The 21,376-nt window shown below is 61.9% G+C and carries 19 protein-coding genes; 1 reads left to right on the top strand and 18 read right to left on the bottom strand.

Features of this window, described 5'->3' with window-relative positions:
• Positions 1–146 precede the first annotated feature (146 nt).
• The 17 genes from M8Q45_RS15675 to ccoN (M8Q45_RS15595) all read right to left on the bottom strand — a co-directional run bounded on the left by M8Q45_RS15675 (position 147) and on the right by ccoN (M8Q45_RS15595) (position 18,855).
• Positions 147–830, bottom strand: coding sequence for a sulfite exporter TauE/SafE family protein (locus tag M8Q45_RS15675; RefSeq protein WP_249875488.1), 684 nt, complete (start codon positions 828–830; stop codon positions 147–149).
• The gene (gene ccoS / locus M8Q45_RS15670) at positions 823–1,041 is read right to left on the bottom strand and encodes a cbb3-type cytochrome oxidase assembly protein CcoS (RefSeq protein WP_249875487.1); all 219 of its coding nucleotides are present in this window, start codon (positions 1,039–1,041) and stop codon (positions 823–825) included. The genes M8Q45_RS15675 and ccoS overlap by 8 nt, the downstream gene beginning before the upstream one ends.
• A 24-nt stretch (positions 1,042–1,065) precedes the next feature.
• Positions 1,066–3,516: a heavy metal translocating P-type ATPase gene (locus M8Q45_RS15665; RefSeq protein WP_249875486.1), complete on the bottom strand. Its 2,451-nt coding sequence runs from the start codon at positions 3,514–3,516 to the stop codon at positions 1,066–1,068.
• Positions 3,517–3,693: 177 nt separating this feature from the next.
• Complete coding sequence (locus M8Q45_RS15660; RefSeq protein ID WP_249875485.1) at positions 3,694–4,233, bottom strand: FixH family protein; 540 nt, start codon at positions 4,231–4,233, stop codon at positions 3,694–3,696.
• A gap of 11 nt (positions 4,234–4,244) precedes the next feature.
• The gene (gene ccoG, locus M8Q45_RS15655; RefSeq protein WP_249875484.1) at positions 4,245–5,660 is read right to left on the bottom strand and encodes a cytochrome c oxidase accessory protein CcoG; all 1,416 of its coding nucleotides are present in this window, start codon (positions 5,658–5,660) and stop codon (positions 4,245–4,247) included.
• A gap of 544 nt (positions 5,661–6,204) precedes the next feature.
• Positions 6,205–6,615 carry an SMI1/KNR4 family protein gene (locus tag M8Q45_RS15650; protein ID WP_249875483.1) on the bottom strand — a complete coding sequence of 137 codons (411 nt, stop codon included), beginning with the start codon at positions 6,613–6,615 and terminating at the stop codon, positions 6,205–6,207.
• Positions 6,606–11,024, bottom strand: a complete 4,419-nt coding sequence (locus tag M8Q45_RS15645; protein WP_249875482.1) for an RHS repeat-associated core domain-containing protein — start codon at positions 11,022–11,024, stop codon at positions 6,606–6,608. Before M8Q45_RS15645 ends, M8Q45_RS15650 begins: the two co-directional genes overlap by 10 nt.
• Positions 11,025–11,119: 95 nt before the next feature.
• On the bottom strand, positions 11,120–11,530 hold the full coding sequence (locus M8Q45_RS15640; protein WP_030140902.1) for a type II toxin-antitoxin system VapC family toxin: 411 nt from the start codon (positions 11,528–11,530) through the stop codon (positions 11,120–11,122).
• The gene (locus M8Q45_RS15635; protein ID WP_249875481.1) at positions 11,531–11,785 is read right to left on the bottom strand and encodes a type II toxin-antitoxin system Phd/YefM family antitoxin; all 255 of its coding nucleotides are present in this window, start codon (positions 11,783–11,785) and stop codon (positions 11,531–11,533) included.
• 150 nt (positions 11,786–11,935) lie between these two features.
• On the bottom strand, positions 11,936–12,919 hold the full coding sequence (gene ccoP / locus M8Q45_RS15630; protein WP_249875480.1) for a cytochrome-c oxidase, cbb3-type subunit III: 984 nt from the start codon (positions 12,917–12,919) through the stop codon (positions 11,936–11,938).
• A complete protein-coding gene (locus M8Q45_RS15625; protein WP_003183474.1) occupies positions 12,916–13,101 on the bottom strand; it encodes a CcoQ/FixQ family Cbb3-type cytochrome c oxidase assembly chaperone in 186 nt (61 codons plus the stop codon). The genes ccoP (M8Q45_RS15630) and M8Q45_RS15625 overlap by 4 nt, the downstream gene beginning before the upstream one ends.
• A gap of 6 nt (positions 13,102–13,107) precedes the next feature.
• A complete protein-coding gene (gene ccoO / locus M8Q45_RS15620) occupies positions 13,108–13,716 on the bottom strand; it encodes a cytochrome-c oxidase, cbb3-type subunit II (RefSeq protein ID WP_003199605.1) in 609 nt (202 codons plus the stop codon).
• Positions 13,716–15,158 (bottom strand): cytochrome-c oxidase, cbb3-type subunit I, encoded by a 1,443-nt coding sequence (gene ccoN / locus M8Q45_RS15615; RefSeq protein ID WP_092197383.1) that lies wholly within the window; start codon positions 15,156–15,158, stop codon positions 13,716–13,718. Before ccoN (M8Q45_RS15615) ends, ccoO (M8Q45_RS15620) begins: the two co-directional genes overlap by 1 nt.
• A 496-nt stretch (positions 15,159–15,654) precedes the next feature.
• Entirely contained in the window at positions 15,655–16,611 is a 957-nt protein-coding gene (ccoP, locus tag M8Q45_RS15610) for a cytochrome-c oxidase, cbb3-type subunit III (protein ID WP_249875479.1), read from the bottom strand.
• A complete protein-coding gene (locus M8Q45_RS15605) occupies positions 16,608–16,808 on the bottom strand; it encodes a cbb3-type cytochrome oxidase subunit 3 (RefSeq protein WP_030140907.1) in 201 nt (66 codons plus the stop codon). The genes ccoP (M8Q45_RS15610) and M8Q45_RS15605 overlap by 4 nt, the downstream gene beginning before the upstream one ends.
• A 3-nt stretch (positions 16,809–16,811) precedes the next feature.
• A complete protein-coding gene (gene ccoO, locus M8Q45_RS15600; RefSeq protein WP_003183469.1) occupies positions 16,812–17,420 on the bottom strand; it encodes a cytochrome-c oxidase, cbb3-type subunit II in 609 nt (202 codons plus the stop codon).
• Positions 17,421–17,430: 10 nt separating this feature from the next.
• Positions 17,431–18,855 carry a cytochrome-c oxidase, cbb3-type subunit I gene (ccoN, locus tag M8Q45_RS15595; RefSeq protein WP_249875478.1) on the bottom strand — a complete coding sequence of 475 codons (1,425 nt, stop codon included), beginning with the start codon at positions 18,853–18,855 and terminating at the stop codon, positions 17,431–17,433.
• Positions 18,856–18,951: 96 nt separating this feature from the next.
• Between ccoN (M8Q45_RS15595) and M8Q45_RS15590 the strand changes: the two genes are divergently transcribed.
• Positions 18,952–19,644, top strand: a complete 693-nt coding sequence (locus M8Q45_RS15590; protein ID WP_249875477.1) for an alpha/beta family hydrolase — start codon at positions 18,952–18,954, stop codon at positions 19,642–19,644.
• A 160-nt stretch (positions 19,645–19,804) separates the two neighbouring features.
• Here M8Q45_RS15590 and M8Q45_RS15585 read toward each other — a convergent pair whose 3' ends face one another.
• Complete coding sequence (locus tag M8Q45_RS15585) at positions 19,805–21,370, bottom strand: methyl-accepting chemotaxis protein (RefSeq protein ID WP_249875476.1); 1,566 nt, start codon at positions 21,368–21,370, stop codon at positions 19,805–19,807.
• Positions 21,371–21,376: the final 6 nt, after the last annotated feature.

Raw genomic sequence — 21,376 nt, 5'->3', positions numbered from 1 at the left:
TACAGAGCAGTAGGAGCTGCCGAGTGCAACGAGGCTGCGATCTTTCCAAGGACACTTGAGTCCCAAGCGAAAGATCAAAAGATCGTCCGAACGCGGCCCGAGCCTTCGCCAGCTCCTACAGAGGCCAGCGCGAGCAAGCTCCTCGCTCAGTGCCCCATGAGCCAATGCTGATGCGGCCCCGGCAGCGTCCAGATCCCGAAGACAATCACCAACAATCCCCCGGCCATGCGCACGCTGCGCTTGCGCAGCACAGCGGTGACGCGCTCGGCCGCCAGCCCGGTGGCGAGCAGCACCGGCCAGGTGCCGAGGCCGAAGGCGAGCATCAGCAGCGCACTGTCCAGTGCATTGCCCTGGCTGGCGGACCACAGCAGGGTGCTGTAGACCAATCCGCACGGCAACCAGCCCCATAATGCGCCGAGCAGCAAGGCCCGAGGTACGCTCGACACCGGCAGCAGGCGGTTGGCGACGGGTTGGATGTGCCGCCACAAGCCACGGCCGATGCTTTCGATGCGGGTCAGGCCGCTCCACCATCCGGCGAGGTACAGGCCCATGGCGATGAGCAGCAAACCGGCCAGTACGCGCATGATCATCGCCGCCGGACTGTTGGCGACGGCCCACCCGGCCAGGCCGATCAGCAAGCCGGCGGTAGCGTAGCTCAGGATCCGTCCGAGGTTGTACGCCAGCAACAGTCGGAAGCGGCGGCTGCGCTGTTCCTTGGGAATCGCCAGGGTCAGGGCGCCCATCAGGCCGCCGCACATACCCAGGCAATGGCCGCCGCCCAAAAGGCCAAGGATGACGGCTGAAACCAGCAGCGGTGCCAGGTCAAGCATGGGGCGGCGCCTTGTCGTCCGGTTTTTTGGCCTCGCCGCTGGCTTCGTCCACGGCCGCCTTGTGGTTCGGGTCCTGGTCGTCGAACAGGATGCTGTGGGCCGGACCGTCGAGGTCGTCGTACTGTCCGCTGTCCACGGCCCAGAAAAAAATGTACACGGCGATGGCCACGATCAGCAGCGCGGCCGGGATCATCACGTAGAGAGCTGGCATGTCGGAACTCCATGCCCGCGCGGCTCAGGCCGGCAGCGGACGGGTATCGGGCGTGGCGTCGAGAGCCTGCGCCTGCGGTTGACGGGTCAGCCTCAGCGCATTCAGCACCACGGTCAGCGAACTGATGGACATGCCGACCGCGGCCCATACCGGCGTGATCCAGCCGAGGGCGGCGAACGGCAACATGAGCCCATTGTACAGCGCTGCCCAGACCAGGTTCTCGATGATCACCCGACGGGTGCGCCGGGCCAGGCTGAAGGCATGGATCAAGGCATCGAGGCGATTGGACAGCAATACCGCGTCGGCGCTGGTCTTGGCCAGGTCGGTGGCCGAACCCATGGCGACGCTGATGTCCGCCGCCGCCAATACAGGCACGTCGTTTACCCCGTCGCCGAGCATCAGCACCTTGCGGCCTTGTTGATGCAATTGTTGGAGCACTGCCAGCTTGTCGTCCGGGCGCAAGCCGCCGCGGGCTTCATCGATGCCCAGTTCGGCGGCGACGCTGGCGACCATCGGCGAGCTGTCGCCGGACAGTAGGAGCGTGCGCCAGCCCCGGGCCTTGCAGGCGGCCAGCAACGCCGGAGCATCCGTGCGCAAACGATCGTCGAGGACAAACCAGGCCAGTGGTCCGACATCATTCCCCAACAGCAGCCATTGCCCGGGTTCGTCCGGCATCACCGGTACCGCGGCGCCACTCGGTTCGCAGACGAACTCTGGATGGCCGATGCGCAGTCGCTGCTCGCCCACTGAACCCTCCAGGCCCAGGCCCGGGAAGCTTTGGACATGCTCGGCGGCCAGCGGGGCGCGACCGAAGGCTCGGGCGATAGGATGTTCAGAGCGATTTTCCAACGCCGCAGCCAAGGCCAGGCACTGGTCGCTGTCGAGTGCCGCGAGGGGGCGAATGGCGCGCAACGCCAGGCGGCCTTCGGTCAGGGTCCCGGTCTTGTCGAAAATCACCGTGTCGATCTGGTTCAAGCCCTCCAGCACATGACCTCGGGTCAACAGCAGCCCGAGTTTGTGCAAGGTCCCGGTGGCGGCGGTCAAGGCAGTCGGCGTCGCCAGCGACAGCGCGCAAGGGCAGGTGGCGACCAGCATCGCCAGGACGATCCAGAAGGCACGGGACGCATCCAAGTACCACCACAACAGGCCGATGGCGACTGCGGCCATCAAGGAAAACAGCAGGAACCATTGGGCTGCGCGGTCGGCGATTTCCGCCAGCCGCGGCTTTTCTGCCTGGGCCCGTTCCAGCAGCCGCACGATGGCTGACAGCCGGGTGTCATGGCCCAGCGCTTGCACTTCGACCGTCAGGGCGCCATCAACATTCAGCGTACCCGCAGTGACCGCGTCGCCGGCCTGGCGGGGTTGTGGCAGGTATTCGCCGGTCAGCAGCGATTCATCGACGCTGGACTGACCGTCGAGAATTCGGCCGTCGGCCGGCAGGATCGCGCCGGGCTGGACCAATACCCGGTCCCCCGTGCGCAGTTCGCTGAGCAGGATGCGCTCGCTCTGGCCGTGATCATCCAGGCGCAGGCACGAGGCGGGCAGCAGGTTGACCAATTGCGCGGTGGCGGCAGCGGTGCGTTCCCGGGCCCGCCGTTCAAGGTAGCGGCCGGCGAGCAGGAACAGAGCGAACATGCCGACGGCATCGAAATACAACTCGCCGGCACCGGTGATGGAGGTCCAGATTCCTGCGATGTAGGCGCTGCCAATGGCCAGGGACACCGAAACGTCCATGGTCAGGTGGCGGGTGCGCAGGTCGCGCATGGCGCCTTTGAAAAACGGTGCGCAGCTGTAGAACACGATCGGCGTCGTCAGGAATAGCGCGACCCAACGCAGGATGGTGTGCATCTCGGGGCTCAGGTCGATGTTGAATTCCGGCCAGGTGGCCATGGTCGCCATCATCGCCTGGAACCACAGCAACCCCGCCACCCCCAATTGGCGCAGGGCCAGGCGGTTCTGCGCGGCGAGCTGTTCGCTGGCCTGATCGGCCTGGTAGGGGTGCGCGGCGTAGCCGATCTGGCGCAGTTCGGCGAGCAATGTGCTCAGCGGCAACCGGGCATCGGCCCAGCGAACGTGCAGGCGATGATTGGACAGGTTCAACCGCGCTTCGGCCACGGCCGGCAAGGTGCGCAGGTGTTTTTCGATCAGCCAGCCGCAGGCCGCGCAACTGATGCCTTCCATGAGCAAGGTGGTTTCGGACAGGTCGCCTTCATGGCGGACGAACGACTGCTGCACGTCCGGGCGATCGTACAATGCCAGCTCATCGGTCAATTGGACGGGCAAGGTCCCGGGGTTGGCCGACGCTTCACTGCGATGCTGGTAATAACTTTCCAGCCCGCCGGCGACGATCGCCTCGGCTACCGCCTGGCAGCCCGGGCAGCACAGCTCGCGGGTCTCACCGAGGACAATGGCGGTGAAGCGGCTGCCGGGAGGGACGGGTAGGGCACAGTGGTAGCAGGGTTGTGGAGTGGTCATGGGTATCGCATGAAGGCCTGGCATAGTGGGCTTGCAAGGAGGTACACAAACTGTAGGAGCTGCCCAAGGCTCGGGCCGCGTTCGGACGATCTTTTATCGTTCACTTGGAATTCAAGCGGCAGGGAAGAGATCGCAGCCTCGCTTCGCTCGGCAGCTCCTACAGGGCTGTATGCGGCTTTATTTCTTCAGGTCTTCAGCCCCTTGCAGCGGCTCGTCGCCCAGCAGGATGGCCTGGTTGGGATTGACCTGCTCTTCCTCGAACAACCGCCAGGTCTTGTCGTTCTCCACACCCAGCAATTCGACAAAGCGCCGACCTTCGATCTTGTCCGCCAACTGGCCAACATAGCGGCCCGGTTCGCTGTCGTTGCGGGTCAGGACAATCTTGCGGTCCTTCTCCGGCTGCGTCGGCGAGATCAGGCTCAGTTCCACGGTCTGGGGCCGGCTGTTGCCGTTCAGGCGCAGGTTGACTTCACCGGTAAGGTCGTCCAGTTGCACATTGGCATGCAATTGCAGGGTCTGGGCCAGCAGTTCGCGCTCCAGCGAGCGGTTGATGCCTTTACCTGCTTCGTAATAGTTGTCGTTGACCAGGTTGTCCGGATTCTTCACCGCAATGGTCACCATGGTCAGGCTCAGCGTTACCGAGCAGGCGAGGATCCCGATGATGATCCAGGGCCAGAGGTGCTTGTACCAAGGGCTGGTGGCGGTTGCTGCAGGCATGGGCATTTCTCTCAACGAGTCTGTGGGCCGATGAACCGGCTCTTGGCTTCAACATGAACGCTGTCGTCATCGGCATCCTTGAGGATGAACGTCACCTCGTTGGTGCTCGACGGCAGTTGTTCCGGTGCGCTGGACAGTTCCACCGGCTGGCTGTAGATCTCGCCAGCCGCGACCTTGATTTCACGACGGCCTTGCAGCTTGAGATCAGGCAAGCCGGCGGCTTCCAGCACGTACGTATGGTCGCGTTGGTCCTTGTTCATGATCTTCAGGCTGTAGACGTTCTCGATCCGGCCTTCGGCGTTTTCGCGATACAGCACGCGGTCCTTGCTGACGTCGAAACCCACCAGCGAACGCATGAAGAACGCAGTGACCAGCAGGCTGATCATCGCCAGCAGCACCAAGGCATAACCGATCAGGCGCGGGCGCAGTTTATGGGTTTTCTGCCCCGAGAGGTTGTGTTCGGTGGTGTAGCTGATCAGGCCGCGCGGGTAATCCATCTTGTCCATGATGTTGTCGCAGGCATCGATGCAGGCGGCGCAGCCGATGCACTCGATCTGCAAACCGTCGCGGATGTCGATACCCGTAGGGCAGACCTGGACGCACATGGTGCAGTCGATGCAGTCCCCGAGGCCCAGGGCCTTGTAGTCGATGCCTTTCTTGCGTGGGCCACGGCTTTCACCGCGACGTGGGTCATAGGAAACGATCAGGGTGTCCTTGTCGAACATCACGCTCTGGAAGCGGGCGTAAGGGCACATGTAGATGCACACTTGTTCACGCAGCCAGCCGGCATTGCCGTAGGTGGCGAGGGTGAAGAAACCGACCCAGAAGTACGACCAGCCATCGGCCTGGCCGGTGAAGAACTCGAAGACCAGCTCGCGGATCGGCGTGAAGTAGCCGACGAAGGTCATGCCGGTGACGAAACCGATCAGCAGCCACAGGCTGTGCTTGGCGAATTTGCGCAGGAATTTGTTGGCGCTCATGGGCGCCTTGTCGAGCTTGATGCGCTGGTTGCGGTCGCCTTCGGTGACCTTTTCGCACCACATGAAGATCCAGGTCCAGACGCTTTGCGGGCAGGTGTAGCCGCACCAGACCCGACCGGCATACACCGTGATGAAAAACAGGCCGAAGGCGGCGATGATCAACATCCCCGACAGCAGGATGAAATCCTGGGGCCAGAAGGTGGCGCCGAAAATAAAGAACTTGCGTTCCGGCAGGTTCCACCAGACAGCCTGGTGACCGCCCCAATTCAGCCAGACCGTGCCGAAATACAGCAGGAACAGGAAGGCTCCGCCGACCATTCGCAGGTTGCGGAACAGGCCCGTGAAGGCGCGGGTGTAGATTTTTTCCCGAGAGGCATACAGGTCGACGCTTTTGTTGGCGTCCTTGGCAGGCGGGGTAACGTCATGTACCGGAATCTGGTTGCTCATCAATTGCATCCCACGGCAGTGGAAAAACGCCGAGGCCAGTACGTGCCGACCACGGTCAGAAAGGGCGTTGCAGTGGCGCAATGATACGCCTGTCGCTCTGGTCCAAGGGTGCGACCTTTGGTCGCGTTGGGTGTCTGGGCCGAATGGTGTAGCGGATGTAACAAGTCATGACCTGGATCAATTGACTATAGACAGCGCATGGCGTTGGTGGGGTGGATGGGTGGAGCGGCTTTGCCGCCCCAGCGGGAGCAAGCTCCCTCGCCACGGGATTTTCCGTTTTGGATCAAACGTTGGGGTATTGGCTCATTTACCCCTCGCCCAGGTCATCTTCATGGATCAGCCCTTGGACGAAACGGAGGACATTCGAACAAACAGGTCTCCCGGAGTGAGCCTGGTTCTCTTCAGGGCCCAAATCCATTGAGGTAACGGGCGTTTCAGGGACTAGAAACTTATTTTCAAGCATCACTGTCCTCCGGCGGGGTCGTCTGTGTTCTCGCTTGTTGTGTTACCGCTTAACGTGCGCCTAGTCATTTGTTCGCAAACGCTATTGACCTGTGAGTTCAGCGAGGAATTCTTCAAATGATTCGCATACGAACGCCAGATCTTCTTCATCCATCAAGTACAGGTAAATATTTCCGAAGTCAGCCTCCTTAACGGATAAGAGGAAGGAATTGCCACCGTGATCGTACGCAAAGGGGATCATTTGCCTTAACGACGGAACGTCGTCCGTCAAGTCTCGATAGACCGTTTCGATAGGGGCTTGTCCGTATTTGATCGGAGTGAATCCACCCAGCAAAAAATCATTCTCGCTATTGCTCTCAGACAAATCGCCGCCGTTGTGCTTTAGATAAAATTGCCTAAAGGCTGTCGGTAATTCCACATTGAATTTTTCTTGGAACTCATTCAACTCTTGCACAGAGAGGGCGTGTTCGGATTCTTCGAGGGTCAGCCGCATTTGGATGCTCCTTTTGTTCTGCTCTTGAAACGAGCTGGGTGGGTGTAGGCCTTGCCTGTAGCTGCTTTGTATTGAGCTACGCCGCCGTTATGGCTTATGCCGCTGTGGGCGTTTTGCTTGATGAGCTGCATCGTGCCTGTGTTGGTCTTCGGGTCGTAATCATCCAAGTGGTGCCATACGTGACCGGACGGCGTAGTTTTTTGACTCAACTTGGCCGCCTTGTTTGCGGCCTCGAAGTCCTTCCCGTAGTCTCCAGTGTATTCAATTCTAACGATTGGGTTCACGCCGGGTTTTTTGTTGTAAAGCGCGTTACTTTCAGAATAGTCGAGACCTCCACCAGGTGTCTTCGTGACGCCTGTGTACCCACGGTCTTTCAGTTTTATCAGCGGGTCGACTGCAAGGCCTAGAGGGTCTGCATAGCCGATAGGGTTGGGCGCATAGGCATAAAAATTCAGGCCTCCAGCCAAGCCTATTGGATCGGGCGTAGTGAAGCGACCCACGTCAGGATCGTAAAACCTGAGAACGTTGTAGTGCAGCCCAATTTCTCGATCGAGATACTGTCCCTGGAACCTCAGGTTTTGCTCTTCGATGAAGTAGGGTTCACGAATTTCCTGAAGCGGGTTACCCCACACCTCAAAGCGAGCTTGCCAGACGCTTCGTCCGTCGACTTCTGTGAGTTGTTCTGGCAGGCCGTTCAGGTCGTTGTGGTAATAACGGACTTTCTGATGCGCACCGTATCCATCGATCCGCGCAAGGGGGTCGTAGGTGTTATCCGTATAAAGATAAAGGCTAGTCTGGTTGTATCGACTTTCCTGCAATAAGCGCATGCCATCCCAGGTGAAGCAGGTTTCGCCCAACGGGTATCCATTGTTGTCGTGTTCGGTCTTGGCGATGCGCCGGCCCAGCGGGTCGTAGGCCATTTTCACCACGCTGCCGTTGTCGTTGCGCACTTCGATCAAGCGGCTTTCGGCGTCGTAGGCGAAGCGCTGCACGCCGCGTTTGGCGCTGCGTTTTTCGATCATCCGGCCAAAGGCGTCGTAGCGGTAGCGCTTGTCTTGGTAGGTCAGCAATTTGTTGTGCATCACCCGTCCGCCGCCCGGTGCCGGGCCGTCCAGCAGGTTGGCGGCGGCGTCGTAGCTGAAGGTTTCGTGCTGGCCGTGCAGGCTGTCCTGGCTGGCGATGATGCGGCCAGTGGCGTCGTAGTGCAGCAGCTGGCGCTGTTGCGCGGCGGGTTGCTGGTCGAGCTTGCCGATGAGGTTGTCGGCGGGGTCGTACTCGAAGTGTTTTTGCACTGCCGCTGGCAGCAGCGAGGGTTGGCCGCTGTGGCGGCGTTGCCGTGCGCGCAGGCGGCCGCTGCGGTCGTATTCGCTGCGGGTGCTGATCTGCCCTTGGGTGCGCAGCACTTCGCGGTGCAGGCGGTCGCGTTCGAAGTCGCTGATGACCTGGCCGTCGAGGTTGATCTGGTGCAGATGGCCGCTGCCGTAGTACAGGCGGTTGACCCAGCGGCCATCGGGCAACTGCGTCTGGATCAGGTTGCCGAGTTCGTCGTAGTGATGTTGCAGGCGGCCGGCGGCGCTGTTTTCGGCGAGCAATTGGCCGAGGGCGTCGTAGGCGAAGCTCAGGGTCTGGGGGTTGCCCTGCAGGTCGGTGAAGGTGACGGCGGTGAGTTGGTCCAGCGGGTCGTAACTGTATTCGGTGCGGCCATCGTCGGTGACTTTGGCGATCAGCCGGCCCACGGCGTCGCGTTCCAGGCGATGGACAATGGGTGCCGTCGGTGCTTCGGGAATAAGCGCCAGGCCCGTGCCGTATGGCGCGGGCGTCGCCGTCACTGCCGCGACGTTGTCGAGGCGGTCGTAGTCGTAGCGCTTGGCGCTGCCATCCAGGTCTCGTTGTTCGCGCAACCGATCCCCGGCATCCCAGGCAAACCGGTAGCTCTCGCCATTCTCGTTGACCAGCGCTTGCAGCCGGCCAAAGCTGTCGTAGGCAAATTGCACCTGCCGGCCCTGGGCATCGGTGCGTTGGCGGACCTGGCCGCGGCGGTTGTGCTGGTAATGCGTGGTGTGCCCGGCCGGGTCGGTGTAGCCGGTGAGCTGGCCGGCGCTGTCACGCTGATAATGCTCGGTGCGGCCGTCCGGTAATTGGCTGCTCAGCAGCCGGCCTTGGGCGTCGTAGCTGAATTGGGTGCGCTCGCCGAGGGCGTCGGTGATGGTTTGCAGGTAACCGCGCGCGTCATAGCTGAAGCGTGTCGGGTAACCCGAGCAATCGACGTGTTCGACCAATTGGCCGAACGGGTTCCAGCGCAGCTTCTTGCTTTTGCCGGTGGCATCGATGATTTCTACCACCTGGCCGTGGGCGTCGTAGCGGTAGCGGGTGACATGGCCCAGCGGGTCGGTTTCCGCCGTGCAGTTGCCGCGTTGGTCGTAGCGGTATGCCCAGCTGTGGCCGGCGGCGTCGGTGTCCACCAGCGGCAGGGCCCAGTGTTCGAGCCAGAGGGTGGATTCGCTGCGGCCCAACGGGTCGGTTTCGCTGATCAGGTTGCCGGCGTCGTCGTAGCTGAATTGATACTGGCCGCCCTGTGGATCGGTGGCGCTGAGCAACTGGCGCTCGTCGTTCCACTCGAACAGCCAGGTCTGGTCGAGGTTGTTGCTGAACCGGATGATCTGGTGCTGGCTGTTCCAGTAGCGGATGCTGGTGCGTTGCAGGCTGTCGCTGATGCGGGTGATACCGGCTTGCAAGTCATAGTCGAACTGGTAGGCGTCACCCTCATCAGTCCAGTGGCGGACGACGCGCCATTCCTGGTCTTCGATCAGGGCCCATTCGTAGAAGCAATGCAGGCCGCTGGGCAACTGGTGCTCGACCATTCGTTGCCCGGCGTCGTAGCTGAAGCGACGTTGCACCTGGCCGGTGGCGTCGCGCACTTCGGCGAGAGTGTTGGCTGCGTCGTAGGCGTAGCTGACCAGCACTTCCCTCGATTGGTCGGGGTAGAGGCGTTCGATGTGGGTGACGCGTTCGCCCTCGCGGATCAGCTCGACCCGCACCAGGTCGAAGGTGTCGCGCAGCCGCACCAGGCGTCCGGCCTCGTCATAGTCGAGGTGGATACGGTTATCGTTGCGGTCGCCCAGTTGGCTCAGGCGCAGGTGCGATGGATCGGCCGGCGCAGGTTCGAACAAACGGTAGAGGCCGTCATCGCTCTCGATCAGCAATTGCCCACTCACATGGCGGCGCACCGCCAGGCCTTCGCCGGCACTGAACACCGCGCCGCCCAACGGGATGGCGCCCATGTCGATGGGGCGTGCCTGTTCGTCGGTGTAGACCAGGGTTTCGCCGCCGTCGGGGTGGGGCAGGATGTCGACCCTTACCTCATAGGTCACGCTCCAGCCGGCACCGAACAGGCTGTCATGACGCTCGTCACGGCTGTTGTAGAAGCGTTGCCAGTCGATCGGCAGCATCCCGGGCAAGACGAAGTCCAGCTCCTCATCACCGCCCAGCACTTTGGCGCCAGTAGCGGCATGCACCGGGTTCGGCGAACCCAGGGCGGCATTGGCGGCCGCGTTCGCCGCGCTGCTGGCGGCCATGGACACCGCGCCTCCCACCAGCATGCACGGCAGTTTGCTGAAGAATTTGCCCTTGCCGCCCTTGAGCATCAGCAGCGCCGTCACCGCCAGGCCAACGCCCGGGGTCTTGCCGCTGCGGATCTCGCGCACCACCACCGAACCGCCGCCGATGGTCACGTTGGGCGAAATCAGCCCGGACGACACCACCGTTGCATCGCAAGTGCTGCGGTCGCCGCTGCGCACGGCGGGCTGGCCGTTGATGGTGACCTTGTCCGAACCTTCGGCCATGAACTGCGGTGGCATCGGCGGATGCTTCATGCAGATGACCAGGTCCTCCGGCTTGGGCACGGCGCCGGGGGCGGGCGTGGCGACGGTGGGGCGCCACATTTGCGAGAAAAACTCCCCGGCCATGTCCAGGTAGCTGGGTTCTTCTTCAGGCTCGGGCGCTTCGAGCTCGGTGCCGGCCGGGGCGACATGGGACTGAATCGCCCCAGCGGCCCGGGCCGCGGGGATGTTGTTGGTGAGGGTGTCGGTGGAGCCGGTGAGGATGTTGGCCTGCACCGTGGGCGGAAAGAGGGCGTTGCCGATGCCCTCGCATATATTGCTCAGGCCCTTGTCGGCCCCGGTCTTGCTCATCGCCAGGCCAACGACCGTGCCCACCACCAGGCCAAGGACGAAGCAGCCCAGGCCGCCGGTGACCACGGTGATGCCGGTGGCGGCGACCACGGCGGCGGTCGCTACGGCGGTGATCGCGATGTTCGCCGCGACCTCCAGCACGCCGCCAAGGACGTCGGCCATCATCGAAGTGTGGTTGAGTGCATCGCCCAGGCGGGCAGCCCAGAGTGCGTCAGACATGCGCGAAGCCCAGGCCCATGCCTGTGTGCTGGAATGGTTCGATGCGTTTCATTGCGCCTGTCTCCCTGGCGGTAAGTTACGGGTCCGTCGTGATGTCAGCTTGACCAAGGGTTGAGCAGCGCCACGCCGCTGCTCTGGAAATCCGTCACGTTGCGCGTCACCACGGTCAACCCATGGACCAGCGCGGTGGCGGCAATCAACGCATCGCATTCGTTGCTGCGGTCGGGAACATGAAGACGCGCGCAGCGAAGCGCCACGGCGCGGTCGACTACGAGAATCCTGCCAGCAAACGTGGGCATGACGTGGTTGTCCAGCCACGCACGCAGGCGACTGCCTTGCACCGGATCCTTGCGTTCGAAGCGCAAGACGCCGGTTTCCAGTTCCAGTACGGTAATCGCCGAGACGTAGAGGCTGGGGGCGGGCACGCTGCGCGCCCAGGCCTGCACGTTTTTATCGGCTTGGGGTTTGCGCAGCTCCGAGATGACATTGGTATCGAGTAGAAACATTCAGGACAGGTCCACCGAGCGAGGCGTAATGACGGCACGCTCGGTATCGAAGTCGATATCCGGCGCATCGGGCATGACCAGCAACTCGACAATGCTGGCGCCAACGCCGGTCAGTTTCTGGTAGTCCTCAATGCTTAGCAGCACATGGGCCGGCTTGCCACGGTCGGTGATGATGACCGGCCCTTCACGGGTGGCTTTTTTGGCACCACTTGTGTCGTGGTTGAATTCGCGGCTGGAAATAGTGGTGACGGACATGCTGGCGTCCCCCAAGAAAATCGAATGTAGGCACGTTACTACTGGCGCCAGGTGCAGGCAAGGGGAAACAGGCTCGTGATGTTTCGACGGTCGATAAAAAAGGCCCCGCCAATCTGATTGGCGGGGCCTTTCGTGTACCGGTGGCTTGCTTTACTGAGCGTCAGCGGCCGGAGCCTTTTCGCCGTGCGACAGGCTGTAGACATAGGCCGCCAGCAGGTGGACCTTGTCGTTGCCTTGCAGATCAGCCTGGGCTGGCATCTGGCCCTGGCGACCGTAGCGGATGGTCTGCTGCAGTTGAGCGAAGCTCGAACCATAGATAAACGCAGCCGGGTGGGTCAGGTCAGGTGCGCCCATGGCGGGCGTGCCTTTGCCAGCAGGGCCGTGGCAGGCCACGCAGTTGGCTGCGAACAGTTTCTGGCCGTTGGCCGGATCGGCCTTGGCGCCTTCCGGCAGCTTGCGACCGTGCAGGCTGGTCACCAGGTAGGAAGCCACGTCAGCCACGCCTTGCTCGCCAACAACGGCGGCCCAGCCCGGCATGACTGCATGACGGCCGCCCATGATAGTGGTCTTGATGGTCTCCGGTTCGCCGCCCCAGCGCCAGTCGGCGTCGGTCAGGTTGGGGAAGCCGTAGGCACCCTTGGCGTCGGAACCGTGGCAGACGGAGCAGTTGGAAGCAAACAGGCGACCGCCCATCTTCAACGCTTGCGGGTCCTTGGCGACTTCTTCGATCGGCATGGAAGCGAACTTGGCGAAGATCGGACCGAACTTGGCGTCCGAGCGAGCCATTTCCTTTTCCCACTCGTGCACGCCGGTCCAGCCGGTCTGGCCATTGGCGAAAGCGGTCTGCTTTTCGGTGTCCAGGTAGTTATAGCCTGGCAACAGGCCTTTCCAGTTGCCCAGGCCCGGGTAGAGCGCCAGGTAACCGAGGGCGAACACGATGGTGCCGACGAACAGCATGAACCACCATTTCGGCAACGGGTTGTCGTACTCCTCGATCCCGTCGAAGGAATGGCCGACCGTTTCTTCGGTGGCTTCGCTGCGCTGGCCCTTGCGGGTCGACAGCAGCAGCCAGGTCAGGGAGAAGATCGTTCCCAGGCTGAGGACTGTGACGTACAGACTCCAGAATGTAGTCATTCTTTGTTACTCCTAGAAGCTTGCTCGACGTGCTTGATGGCTTCGGGATCATCCGCGAACGGCAGCAAGGTCGCGTCGTCAAACTCCGACTTGCGCTTGGGGCTGAACACCCACAGGGCCAGACCGATGAAGGCCACCATCACGACGACGGTGCCCAGGCCGCGAATCATCCCGATATCCATGAAGAATCACCGTTTGCTTTTGATGATGGTGCCCAGGCCTTGCAGATAGGCCACCAGCGCGTCCATTTCGGTCTTGCCCTTGACGGCATCCTTGGCACCGGCGATGTCTTCATCGGTGTAAGGCACGCCCAAGGTACGCAAGACTTCCATTTTCTTGGCGGTGTCTTTGCCGTCGAGCTTGTTTTCTACGAGGAACGGGTAGGCCGGCATTTTCGACTCAGGCACCACGTTGCGCGGGTTGTACAAGTGCGCACGATGCCAGTCGTCGGAGTAGCGGCCGCCAACGCGGGCCAGGTCCGGGCCGGTACGTTTGGAACCCCACAGGAACGGGTGGTCCCAGACGCTTTCACCGGCAACGGAGTAGTGGCCGTAGCGTTCGGTTTCGGCACGGAACGGGCGGATCATCTGCGAGTGGCAGCCGACACAGCCGTTGGCGATGTAGATGTCGCGGCCTTCCAGTTCAAGGGCGGTGCGCGGCTTCATGCCCTCGACCGGCTTGTTGGTCACGTCCTGGAAGAACAGCGGAACGATCTGGGTCAGGCCGCCGATACTGACGGCGATGACCATGAAGAAGGCCAGCAGGCCGATATTCTTCTCTACTGCTTCGTGCTTCATCAGTGAGCTCCAACTACGGCGATCTTGGCGGCGGCTTCAGCTTCAGCCGGGTCAGAGGCACGAACGGTGCGGTACACGTTGTAGGCCATCAACAGCATGCCGCTGGCGAAGAACGCACCGCCCAGGGCGCGGACGATGTAGCCCGGGTGGCTGGCTTGCAGGGCTTCGACGAACGAGTAGGTCAGGGTGCCGTCGTCGTTGATCGCGCGCCACATCAGGCCTTGGGTGATGCCGTTGACCCACATCGAGGCAATGTAGAGCACGGTGCCGATGGTGGCGAGCCAGAAGTGCGCGTTGATCAGGCCGGTGCTGTGCATCTGCGCACGACCGAACAGTTTCGGGATCATGTGGTAGATGGCGCCGATGGAAATCATCGCCACCCAGCCGAGTGCACCGGCGTGTACGTGGCCAATGGTCCAGTCGGTGTAGTGGCTCAGCGAGTTGACGGTCTTGATGGCCATCATCGGGCCTTCGAAGGTCGACATGCCGTAGAACGCCAGCGAGACCACCAGGAAGCGCAGGATCGGGTCGGTGCGCAGCTTATGCCAGGCGCCCGACAGGGTCATCATGCCGTTGATCATGCCGCCCCAGCTTGGCGCCAGCAGGATGATCGACATCGCCATACCCAGGGACTGCGCCCAGTCCGGCAGCGCGGTGTAGTGCAGGTGGTGCGGACCGGCCCAGATGTAGAGGGTGATCAGCGCCCAGAAGTGGACGATGGACAGGCGATAGGAATAGATCGGACGCTCGGCCTGCTTCGGCACGAAGTAGTACATCATCCCCAGGAAACCGGTGGTCAGGAAGAAGCCCACGGCGTTGTGGCCGTACCACCACTGGATCATCGCGTCGGTCGCGCCCGAGTAGGCCGAATACGACTTGAAGAAGCTGACTGGCAGCGACGCGTGGTTGACGATGTGCAGCATGGCGGTCACGACGATGAAGGCACCGTAGAACCAGTTGCCGACATAGATGTGCTTGGTCTTGCGCTTGACGATGGTGCCGAAGAACACCAAACCGTAGGTCACCCAGACGATGGCCAGCAGAATCGCCAGCGGCCACTCCAGCTCGGCGTATTCCTTGGTGGTGGTGAAACCCATTGGCAAGGTCACGATCGCGCCGACGATCACCGCTTGCCAACCCCAGAAGGTGAAGGCCGCGAGGCTGTCGGAAATCAGTCGCGTCTGGCAGGTTCGCTGCACGACATAGTAAGAAGTGGCAAACAACGCACAACCACCGAAGGCGAAGATCACCAGGTTGGTGTGCAGCGGGCGCAGGCGTCCAAATGTCGTCCATGGCAGATCGAAGTTCAACTCCGGCCAGACCAGTTGCGAGGCGATGAAGACACCGAGCCCCATGCCAAGGATCCCCCAGACCACCGTCATGATGGCGAACTGGCGGACTACCTTATAGTTATAAGCAGTCGGACTGATTGCTGTGCTCATTCTAAGGTTCCACGGTTTGGGTGTTTTATTAGGATAAAAATCGGTCGCAAGTATGGAGAAAGCGGGGGGTCATTGCAACGCGCCATGACCTGGGTCAATGCTTTCCAAAGCTGATTCTGCGGCCTTTCCATGTTCCCTGTAGGGACAAAATTGGCCCACGGCAAAATGTCTCGACGAAGGAAGGAGGCGAGGGGGTCAGGTCGGTTGTAACGGGGTGTGTTCAAACACGGCGTTCGGGGGATGCCAGGCAACTGTCGCAACAGCCGGTATTCACCTGCGTTTGCGGCCTCTTGAACGAACGATTGTCGAACGCATCGGGTCGGATCGACCTGAAACCGGCAGTCGCCAGTGCACGCAAAGGCAAGCTTAGACCCGATTCCAGAGAACCGAAAGGAAGACCATGGGAGGGGTGTGACAAAAAGAAGCAGCTAGAAGTTGTAAGCTGCAAGCTTCAAGTGGGTACTCGTCGCCTGCAGCTTTGCTTTTGCTTTTGCTTTTACTTGAAGCTTGCAGCTTGACGCTCACCGCTCAACTGCTCATCAGCCTTCGAAAGGCTGTACACGTAAGCCGCGAGCAGTTGCACCTTGTCATTGCCCAGCAGCTCATTTTGCGCCGGCATGTGGCCTTGGCGGCCATGGCGAATGGTCTGCTGCAACTGCGCCAGGCTGGTGCCGTAGATGAAACCGGCCGGTTGCGTCAGGTTCGGCGCGCCCATGGCTTCGGTGCCTTGGCCATTGGCGCCATGGCAAGCGACGCAGGTGGTGTTGAAGGCTTGCTGGCCGGCCTGCAGGTCGGCACCGCTGTCCGCCGGCAAGGGCAGGCCCGCCAAGTCGTGGCGCACATACGCCGCCACGTTCTTGACCCCGGCGTCCCCCAGCACTTCGCCCCAGGCCGGCATCGCCGCCATGCGGCCACCCATGATGGTCGTCTTGATGGTGTCGGCCGCGCCGCCCCAGCGCCAGTTGCTGTCGGCCAGGTTCGGGAAGCCGAAGGCACCCTTGGCGTCCGAGCCGTGGCAGACCGAGCAGTTGGAGGCGAACAGGCGACCGCCCATCTTCAAGGCTTGTGGGTCCTTGGCGACTTCCTCTACAGGCATCGCCGAGTACTTGGCGAAGATCGGCCCGAACTTGGCGTCGGCCTTGGCCATTTCCTTTTCCCATTCATGGGCGCCGGTCCAGCCGTTGTCGTAGCCGGGCAGGATGCCTTTCCAGTTGCCCAGGCCCGGGTAGAGGATCAGGTAGCCAACGGAAAACACCAAGGTGCCGGCGAACAACAGGAACCACCATTGCGGCAGCGGGTTGTCGTATTCCTCGATGCCGTCGAAGCTGTGGCCCATGGTCTGGTCGACGCTGCCCTTGGTCTCGCCCTTGCGGGTGCCGATCAGCAGCCACGTCAGGCCGATCAGGCTGCCAATGGTCAGTACGCAGATCCACGTACTCCAGAAAGTGGTCATGACCGGGTACTCCTTGGTGCGGGGTCTTGGGGGGTAATGTCGGCGGGCGGTTCGTCGGCGAACGGCAGCAGGCGCGCCTGGGCGAATTCCGGCCCGCGCTTGCTGCTGTACACCCACAGGATCAGGCCGATGAAGGCGATGAACACCACGACGGTGCCCAGGCCGCGGATCATGCCAGTACTCATTTCAAGCACCATGGCTCACCTCTTGCTCTTGATGGCAGTGCCGAGCACTTGCAGGTAGGCGACCAGCGCATCCATTTCAGTCTTGCCTTTGAGCGAGGCGACACTGCCGGCGATATCGTCATCGGTGTACGGCACGCCGAGGGTGCGCATGGCGCGCAGCTTCCCTTCGGTGTGGCTGCTGTCGACTGCCTGTGTCACCAGCCATGGGTAGGCCGGCATTTTCGACTCGGGCACGACGTTGCGTGGGTTGTACAAGTGCGCGCGGTGCCAGTCATCGGAGTAACGCGCGCCGACGCGGGCCAGGTCCGGTCCGGTGCGCTTGGATCCCCACAGGAACGGGTGGTCCCAGACGCTTTCGCCGGCGACGGAGTAGTGGCCGTAGCGCTCGGTCTCGGCGCGGAACGGACGAATCATCTGCGAGTGGCAGCCGACGCAGCCTTCGCGGATGTAGATGTCGCGGCCTTCCAGTTGCAGGGCGGTGTAGGGCTTCATGCCGTCCACCGGTTTGTTGGTCACGTCCTGAAAGAACAGCGGCACGATCTGTGTGAGACCGCCGATGCTCACGGCCAAGACCATCAACAGCATCAGCAGGCCGACGTTCTTTTCAATTGTTTCGTGTTTCATGGCGGACTCCTCAAGCCATCTGCGCGGCAGCGGCGGCTTCGGCAGGCTGGTAGGCCCGCACGGTGCGCCAAGTGTTGTAGGCCATCAGCAACATGCCGCTGAGGAAGATCGCCCCGCCTACCAGCCGCACGATGAAGCCGGGGTGGCTGGCCACCAGGGTTTCGACGAAGGAGTAGGTGAGCGTGCCGTCCTCGTTCACCGCACGCCACATCAGGCCTTGGGCGATGCCGTTGACCCACATCGAGGCGATGTAGAGCACGGTGCCGATGGTCGCAAGCCAGAAATGCGCGTTGATCAGGCCGATGCTGTGCATCTGCGCCCGACCGAAGACCTTCGGAATCATGTGATACAGCGCACCAATGGAAATCATCGCCACCCAGCCGAGCGCGCCGGCATGCACGTGGCCGATGGTCCAGTCGGTATAGTGGGAGAGGGCGTTGACGGTCTTGATCGCCATCATCGGGCCTTCGAAGGTCGACATGCCGTAGAACGCCAGGGACACCACCAGGAACCGCAGGATCGGGTCGCTGCGCAACTTATGCCAGGCGCCCGAGAGGGTCATCATGCCGTTGATCATGCCGCCCCAGCTCGGTGCCAGCAGGATCAGCGACATCACCATGCCCAGCGATTGCGCCCAATCCGGCAGCGCGGTGTAGTGCAGGTGGTGCGGACCGGCCCAGATGTACAGGGTGATCAGCGCCCAAAAGTGGACGATGGACAGGCGATAGGAATACACCGGGCGTTCGGCCTGTTTCGGCACGAAGTAGTACATCATCCCCAGGAAGCCTGCAGTGAGGAAAAAGCCTACGGCGTTGTGGCCGTACCACCATTGCACCATCGCATCCGTGGCCCCGGCGTACACCGAGTAGGACTTGGTGAAGCTCACCGGCAGTTCCAGGTTGTTGACGATATGCAGGATCGCCACGGTCAGGATGAAGCCGCCGAAGAACCAGTTGCCGACGTAGATGTGCTGGGTGTTGCGCTTGGCCACGGTGCCGAAGAACACGATGGCGTAGGCGACCCAGACGATGGTGATCAGGATGTCGATCGGCCATTCGAGCTCGGCGTATTCCTTGGAGCTGGTGTAGCCCAACGGCAGGCTGATGGCCGCCAGCAGGATCACAAGCTGCCAGCCCCAGAAGCAGAACGCAGCGAGTTTCGGCGCAAACAGCTGGGTCTGGCAGGTGCGTTGCACCGAGTAGAACGAACTGGCGAACAGGGCGCAGCCACCGAACGCGAAGATCACCGCGTTGGTGTGCAGCGGGCGCAGGCGGCCGAAGCTGGTCCAGGGCAAATCGAAGTTGAGCTGTGGCCAGACCAATTGGGCGGCGAGAAAAACCCCGAGCCCCATGCCGACGATGCCCCACACCACCGTCATAATGGCGAATTGGCGGACCACCTTGTAGTTGTAGGCGGTACTGATAGAAGTGTTCATGGTTCCCCATCCACGGTTCAGCCGAAGTGAGCGCCTGCGCAAGGCAAGGCGGCGTTCTTCGCCTGGAGTTATAGGCAGACTAAAAGCGAGGCAAGCATGGACAAACAGCACAAGGCCAGTATTGACGGGGATCAATGGGCGCGATGCGTGGCGGAACACGGCTGGTTGTGGACGGCCGCGAAACCGGGCGCCGGCGCCGAGGCGCCGACCCTGGTCCTGGCCCATGGTGCCGGTGCACCGATGGACAGCGGTTTCATGGAGGAAATGGCCGCGCGCCTTGCCGCACAGGGTGTCAATGTGTTGCGCTTCGAGTTTCCCTACATGGCCCAGCGGCGCCTGGACGGCGGCAAGCGCCCACCCAACCCGGCCCCCAAATTGCTCGAGTGCTGGCGTGAGGTGTACGCCACGGTGCGGCCTTATGTCACTGGGCGGCTGGCGGTGGGAGGCAAGTCCATGGGCGGACGCATGGCGAGCCTGCTGGCCGACGAGCTGGGCGCCGATGCGCTGGTCTGCCTGGGCTATCCCTTTTACGCGGTGGGCAAGCCGGAGAAACCGCGGATCGAGCATTTGGCAGGATTGAAGACTCGGACCTTGATCGTCCAGGGCGAGCGGGATGCGTTGGGTAATCGGGAGGCGGTGCAGGGCTATACCTTGTCACCGAGCATTGAGGTGTTGTGGTTGGTGGCGGGGGATCATGATTTGAAGCCGTTGAAGGCTTCGGGGTTTACTCATGAGCAGCATCTGGAGGCGGCGGCGCGAGAAGTGGCCGGGTTCCTGTCTCGCGATTGATGTTGCCTGTCATGGCCTCATCGCGAGCAAGCTCGCTCCCACAGGGATTTGCGGCGTTCACAATACCCGGTGGGAGCGAGCTTGCTCGCGATAGCGGCTGCCCAGGCAACAAAAAACCCGGAAGCTTTCGCCGTCCGGGTTTTCAGTTTGCCGATTGAAATCAGCGGTTAAACCGCTCCACCAACGAATACTGCGTATTGGCCGTGCGGGTCAGTTCTTCGCTGAGCAGCGCCGAGCTGTGGGCCTGGCCCGAGGTCTGGTCGGCCAGTTCAGAGATGTTGCTGATGTTGCGGCTGATCTCCTCGGCCACCGAACTCTGCTCCTCGGTCGCGGCGGCAATCTGGGTGGTCATGTCGGTGATGTGGGCCACCGCTTCGCTGATGCCCACCAGCGCCTGATCCGCTTCCATGACCCGCGCCACGCCTTCTTCGGCCTGGCGATGGCCGGCATCCATGGTTTGTACGGCATTGTTGGCGGTCTGTTGCAGTTTGGCGATCAAGGCATGGATCTGCCCGGTGGACTCGCTGGTGCGTTGGGCCAGTTGACGCACTTCATCGGCGACTACGGCAAAACCGCGTCCCATCTCGCCGGCCCGGGCCGCTTCGATGGCGGCGTTGAGGGCCAGCAGGTTGGTCTGGTCGGCGATGCCCTTGATCACATCAACCACGCCACCGATTTCATCGCTGTCCTTGGCCAGTTGGGTCACGGTCTGTCCAGTCTCGCCTACCACGACCGACAGGCGCTCGATGGCTTCGCGGGTTTCCCCGGCGATGTCGCGACCACGGCCTGTCAGGCGATTGGCCTCCTGGGTGGCATCGGCGGTGCGCTGTACATGGCTGGCGACTTCCTGGGTGGTGGCGGCCATCTGGTTGACGGCAGTGGCGACCTGTTCGGTTTCCACGCGCTGGCGTTCCAGGCCGCTGGAGCTGTCGTGGGCCAGGGTATTGGATTGCCGGGCTTGCGCATTGAGATGCTCGGCGGTGTCCTGCAAGCGGGTGAGGCAGGTTTTCAGGCGGGCTTCCTGGCTGAGGATCGACATTTCCAGGCGTGCCTGGGCGCCGCGGCTGTCGGTGTACATCTGCGCGATCAGCGGATCGGAAGTGGTTTGCTCGGCCAGGCGCAACAGGCGCTTGACGCCACGTTGTTGCCATTGCAAGCCCAACAGCCCCAACGGCACGGACAGCAGGGCGGCCAGGGCAAAGCCCCAGGAAGAGTCAAGGAAAGCTCCGACGACGAAGCTCAACTGGCTGACGAGAATGAACGGCAGCCAGTCTTGCAGCATCGGTACCCATTTATCGCTGCTCGGAACCGCGGACTTGCCTTGGTTGATGCGTCGATAGAGTGCTTCGGCCCGGGTGATCTGCTCGGCCGTCGGCTTGACCCGTACCGACTCGTAGCCGACCACCTGGTTGCCTTCGAAAATCGGCGTGACGTAGGCGTTGACCCAGTAATGATCGCCATTCTTGCAGCGATTCTTGACGATGCCCATCCAGGGTAGTCCCTGTTTCAGGGTGTCCCACATGTGCGCGAACACGGCTGACGGGACGTCGGGATGGCGCACCAGATTGTGCGGTGCATGGATCAGCTCTTCCTTGGAAAACCCACTGATTTCAACGAACGCGTCGTTGCAGTAGGTAATCACACCCTTGGCATTGGTGGTAGAAATCAATCGCTGCTGGGCCGCGAAAGTCCTTTCGCGTTGTGTGACAGGCTGGTTGTTACGCATGGTATG

This window comes from Pseudomonas sp. T1.Ur (assembly GCF_023516725.1).
Classification (GTDB): Bacteria; Pseudomonadota; Gammaproteobacteria; order Pseudomonadales; family Pseudomonadaceae; genus Aquipseudomonas; species Aquipseudomonas alvandae.
This window is presented reverse-complemented; position numbering and strand designations above follow the sequence as displayed.

Excerpts from the sequence above, each read along its gene's own strand:
- M8Q45_RS15675 (WP_249875488.1), bottom strand. The coding sequence starts at position 830 with ATGCTTGACCTGGCACCGCTGCTGGTTTCAGCCGTCATCCTTGGCCTT.
- ccoS (WP_249875487.1), bottom strand. The coding sequence starts at position 1,041 with ATGCCAGCTCTCTACGTGATGATCCCGGCCGCGCTGCTGATCGTGGCC.
- M8Q45_RS15665 (WP_249875486.1), bottom strand. The coding sequence starts at position 3,516 with ATGACCACTCCACAACCCTGCTACCACTGTGCCCTACCCGTCCCTCCC.
- M8Q45_RS15660 (WP_249875485.1), bottom strand. The coding sequence starts at position 4,233 with ATGCCTGCAGCAACCGCCACCAGCCCTTGGTACAAGCACCTCTGGCCC.
- ccoG (WP_249875484.1), bottom strand. The coding sequence starts at position 5,660 with ATGAGCAACCAGATTCCGGTACATGACGTTACCCCGCCTGCCAAGGAC.
- M8Q45_RS15650 (WP_249875483.1), bottom strand. The coding sequence starts at position 6,615 with ATGCGGCTGACCCTCGAAGAATCCGAACACGCCCTCTCTGTGCAAGAG.
- M8Q45_RS15645 (WP_249875482.1), bottom strand. The coding sequence starts at position 11,024 with ATGTCTGACGCACTCTGGGCTGCCCGCCTGGGCGATGCACTCAACCAC.
- M8Q45_RS15640 (WP_030140902.1), bottom strand. The coding sequence starts at position 11,530 with ATGTTTCTACTCGATACCAATGTCATCTCGGAGCTGCGCAAACCCCAA.
- M8Q45_RS15635 (WP_249875481.1), bottom strand. The coding sequence starts at position 11,785 with ATGTCCGTCACCACTATTTCCAGCCGCGAATTCAACCACGACACAAGT.
- ccoP (WP_249875480.1), bottom strand. The coding sequence starts at position 12,919 with ATGACTACATTCTGGAGTCTGTACGTCACAGTCCTCAGCCTGGGAACG.
- M8Q45_RS15625 (WP_003183474.1), bottom strand. The coding sequence starts at position 13,101 with ATGGATATCGGGATGATTCGCGGCCTGGGCACCGTCGTCGTGATGGTG.
- ccoO (WP_003199605.1), bottom strand. The coding sequence starts at position 13,716 with ATGAAGCACGAAGCAGTAGAGAAGAATATCGGCCTGCTGGCCTTCTTC.
- ccoN (WP_092197383.1), bottom strand. The coding sequence starts at position 15,158 with ATGAGCACAGCAATCAGTCCGACTGCTTATAACTATAAGGTAGTCCGC.
- ccoP (WP_249875479.1), bottom strand. The coding sequence starts at position 16,611 with ATGACCACTTTCTGGAGTACGTGGATCTGCGTACTGACCATTGGCAGC.
- M8Q45_RS15605 (WP_030140907.1), bottom strand. The coding sequence starts at position 16,808 with ATGGTGCTTGAAATGAGTACTGGCATGATCCGCGGCCTGGGCACCGTC.
- ccoO (WP_003183469.1), bottom strand. The coding sequence starts at position 17,420 with ATGAAACACGAAACAATTGAAAAGAACGTCGGCCTGCTGATGCTGTTG.
- ccoN (WP_249875478.1), bottom strand. The coding sequence starts at position 18,855 with ATGAACACTTCTATCAGTACCGCCTACAACTACAAGGTGGTCCGCCAA.
- M8Q45_RS15590 (WP_249875477.1), top strand. The coding sequence starts at position 18,952 with ATGGACAAACAGCACAAGGCCAGTATTGACGGGGATCAATGGGCGCGA.
- M8Q45_RS15585 (WP_249875476.1), bottom strand. The coding sequence starts at position 21,370 with ATGCGTAACAACCAGCCTGTCACACAACGCGAAAGGACTTTCGCGGCC.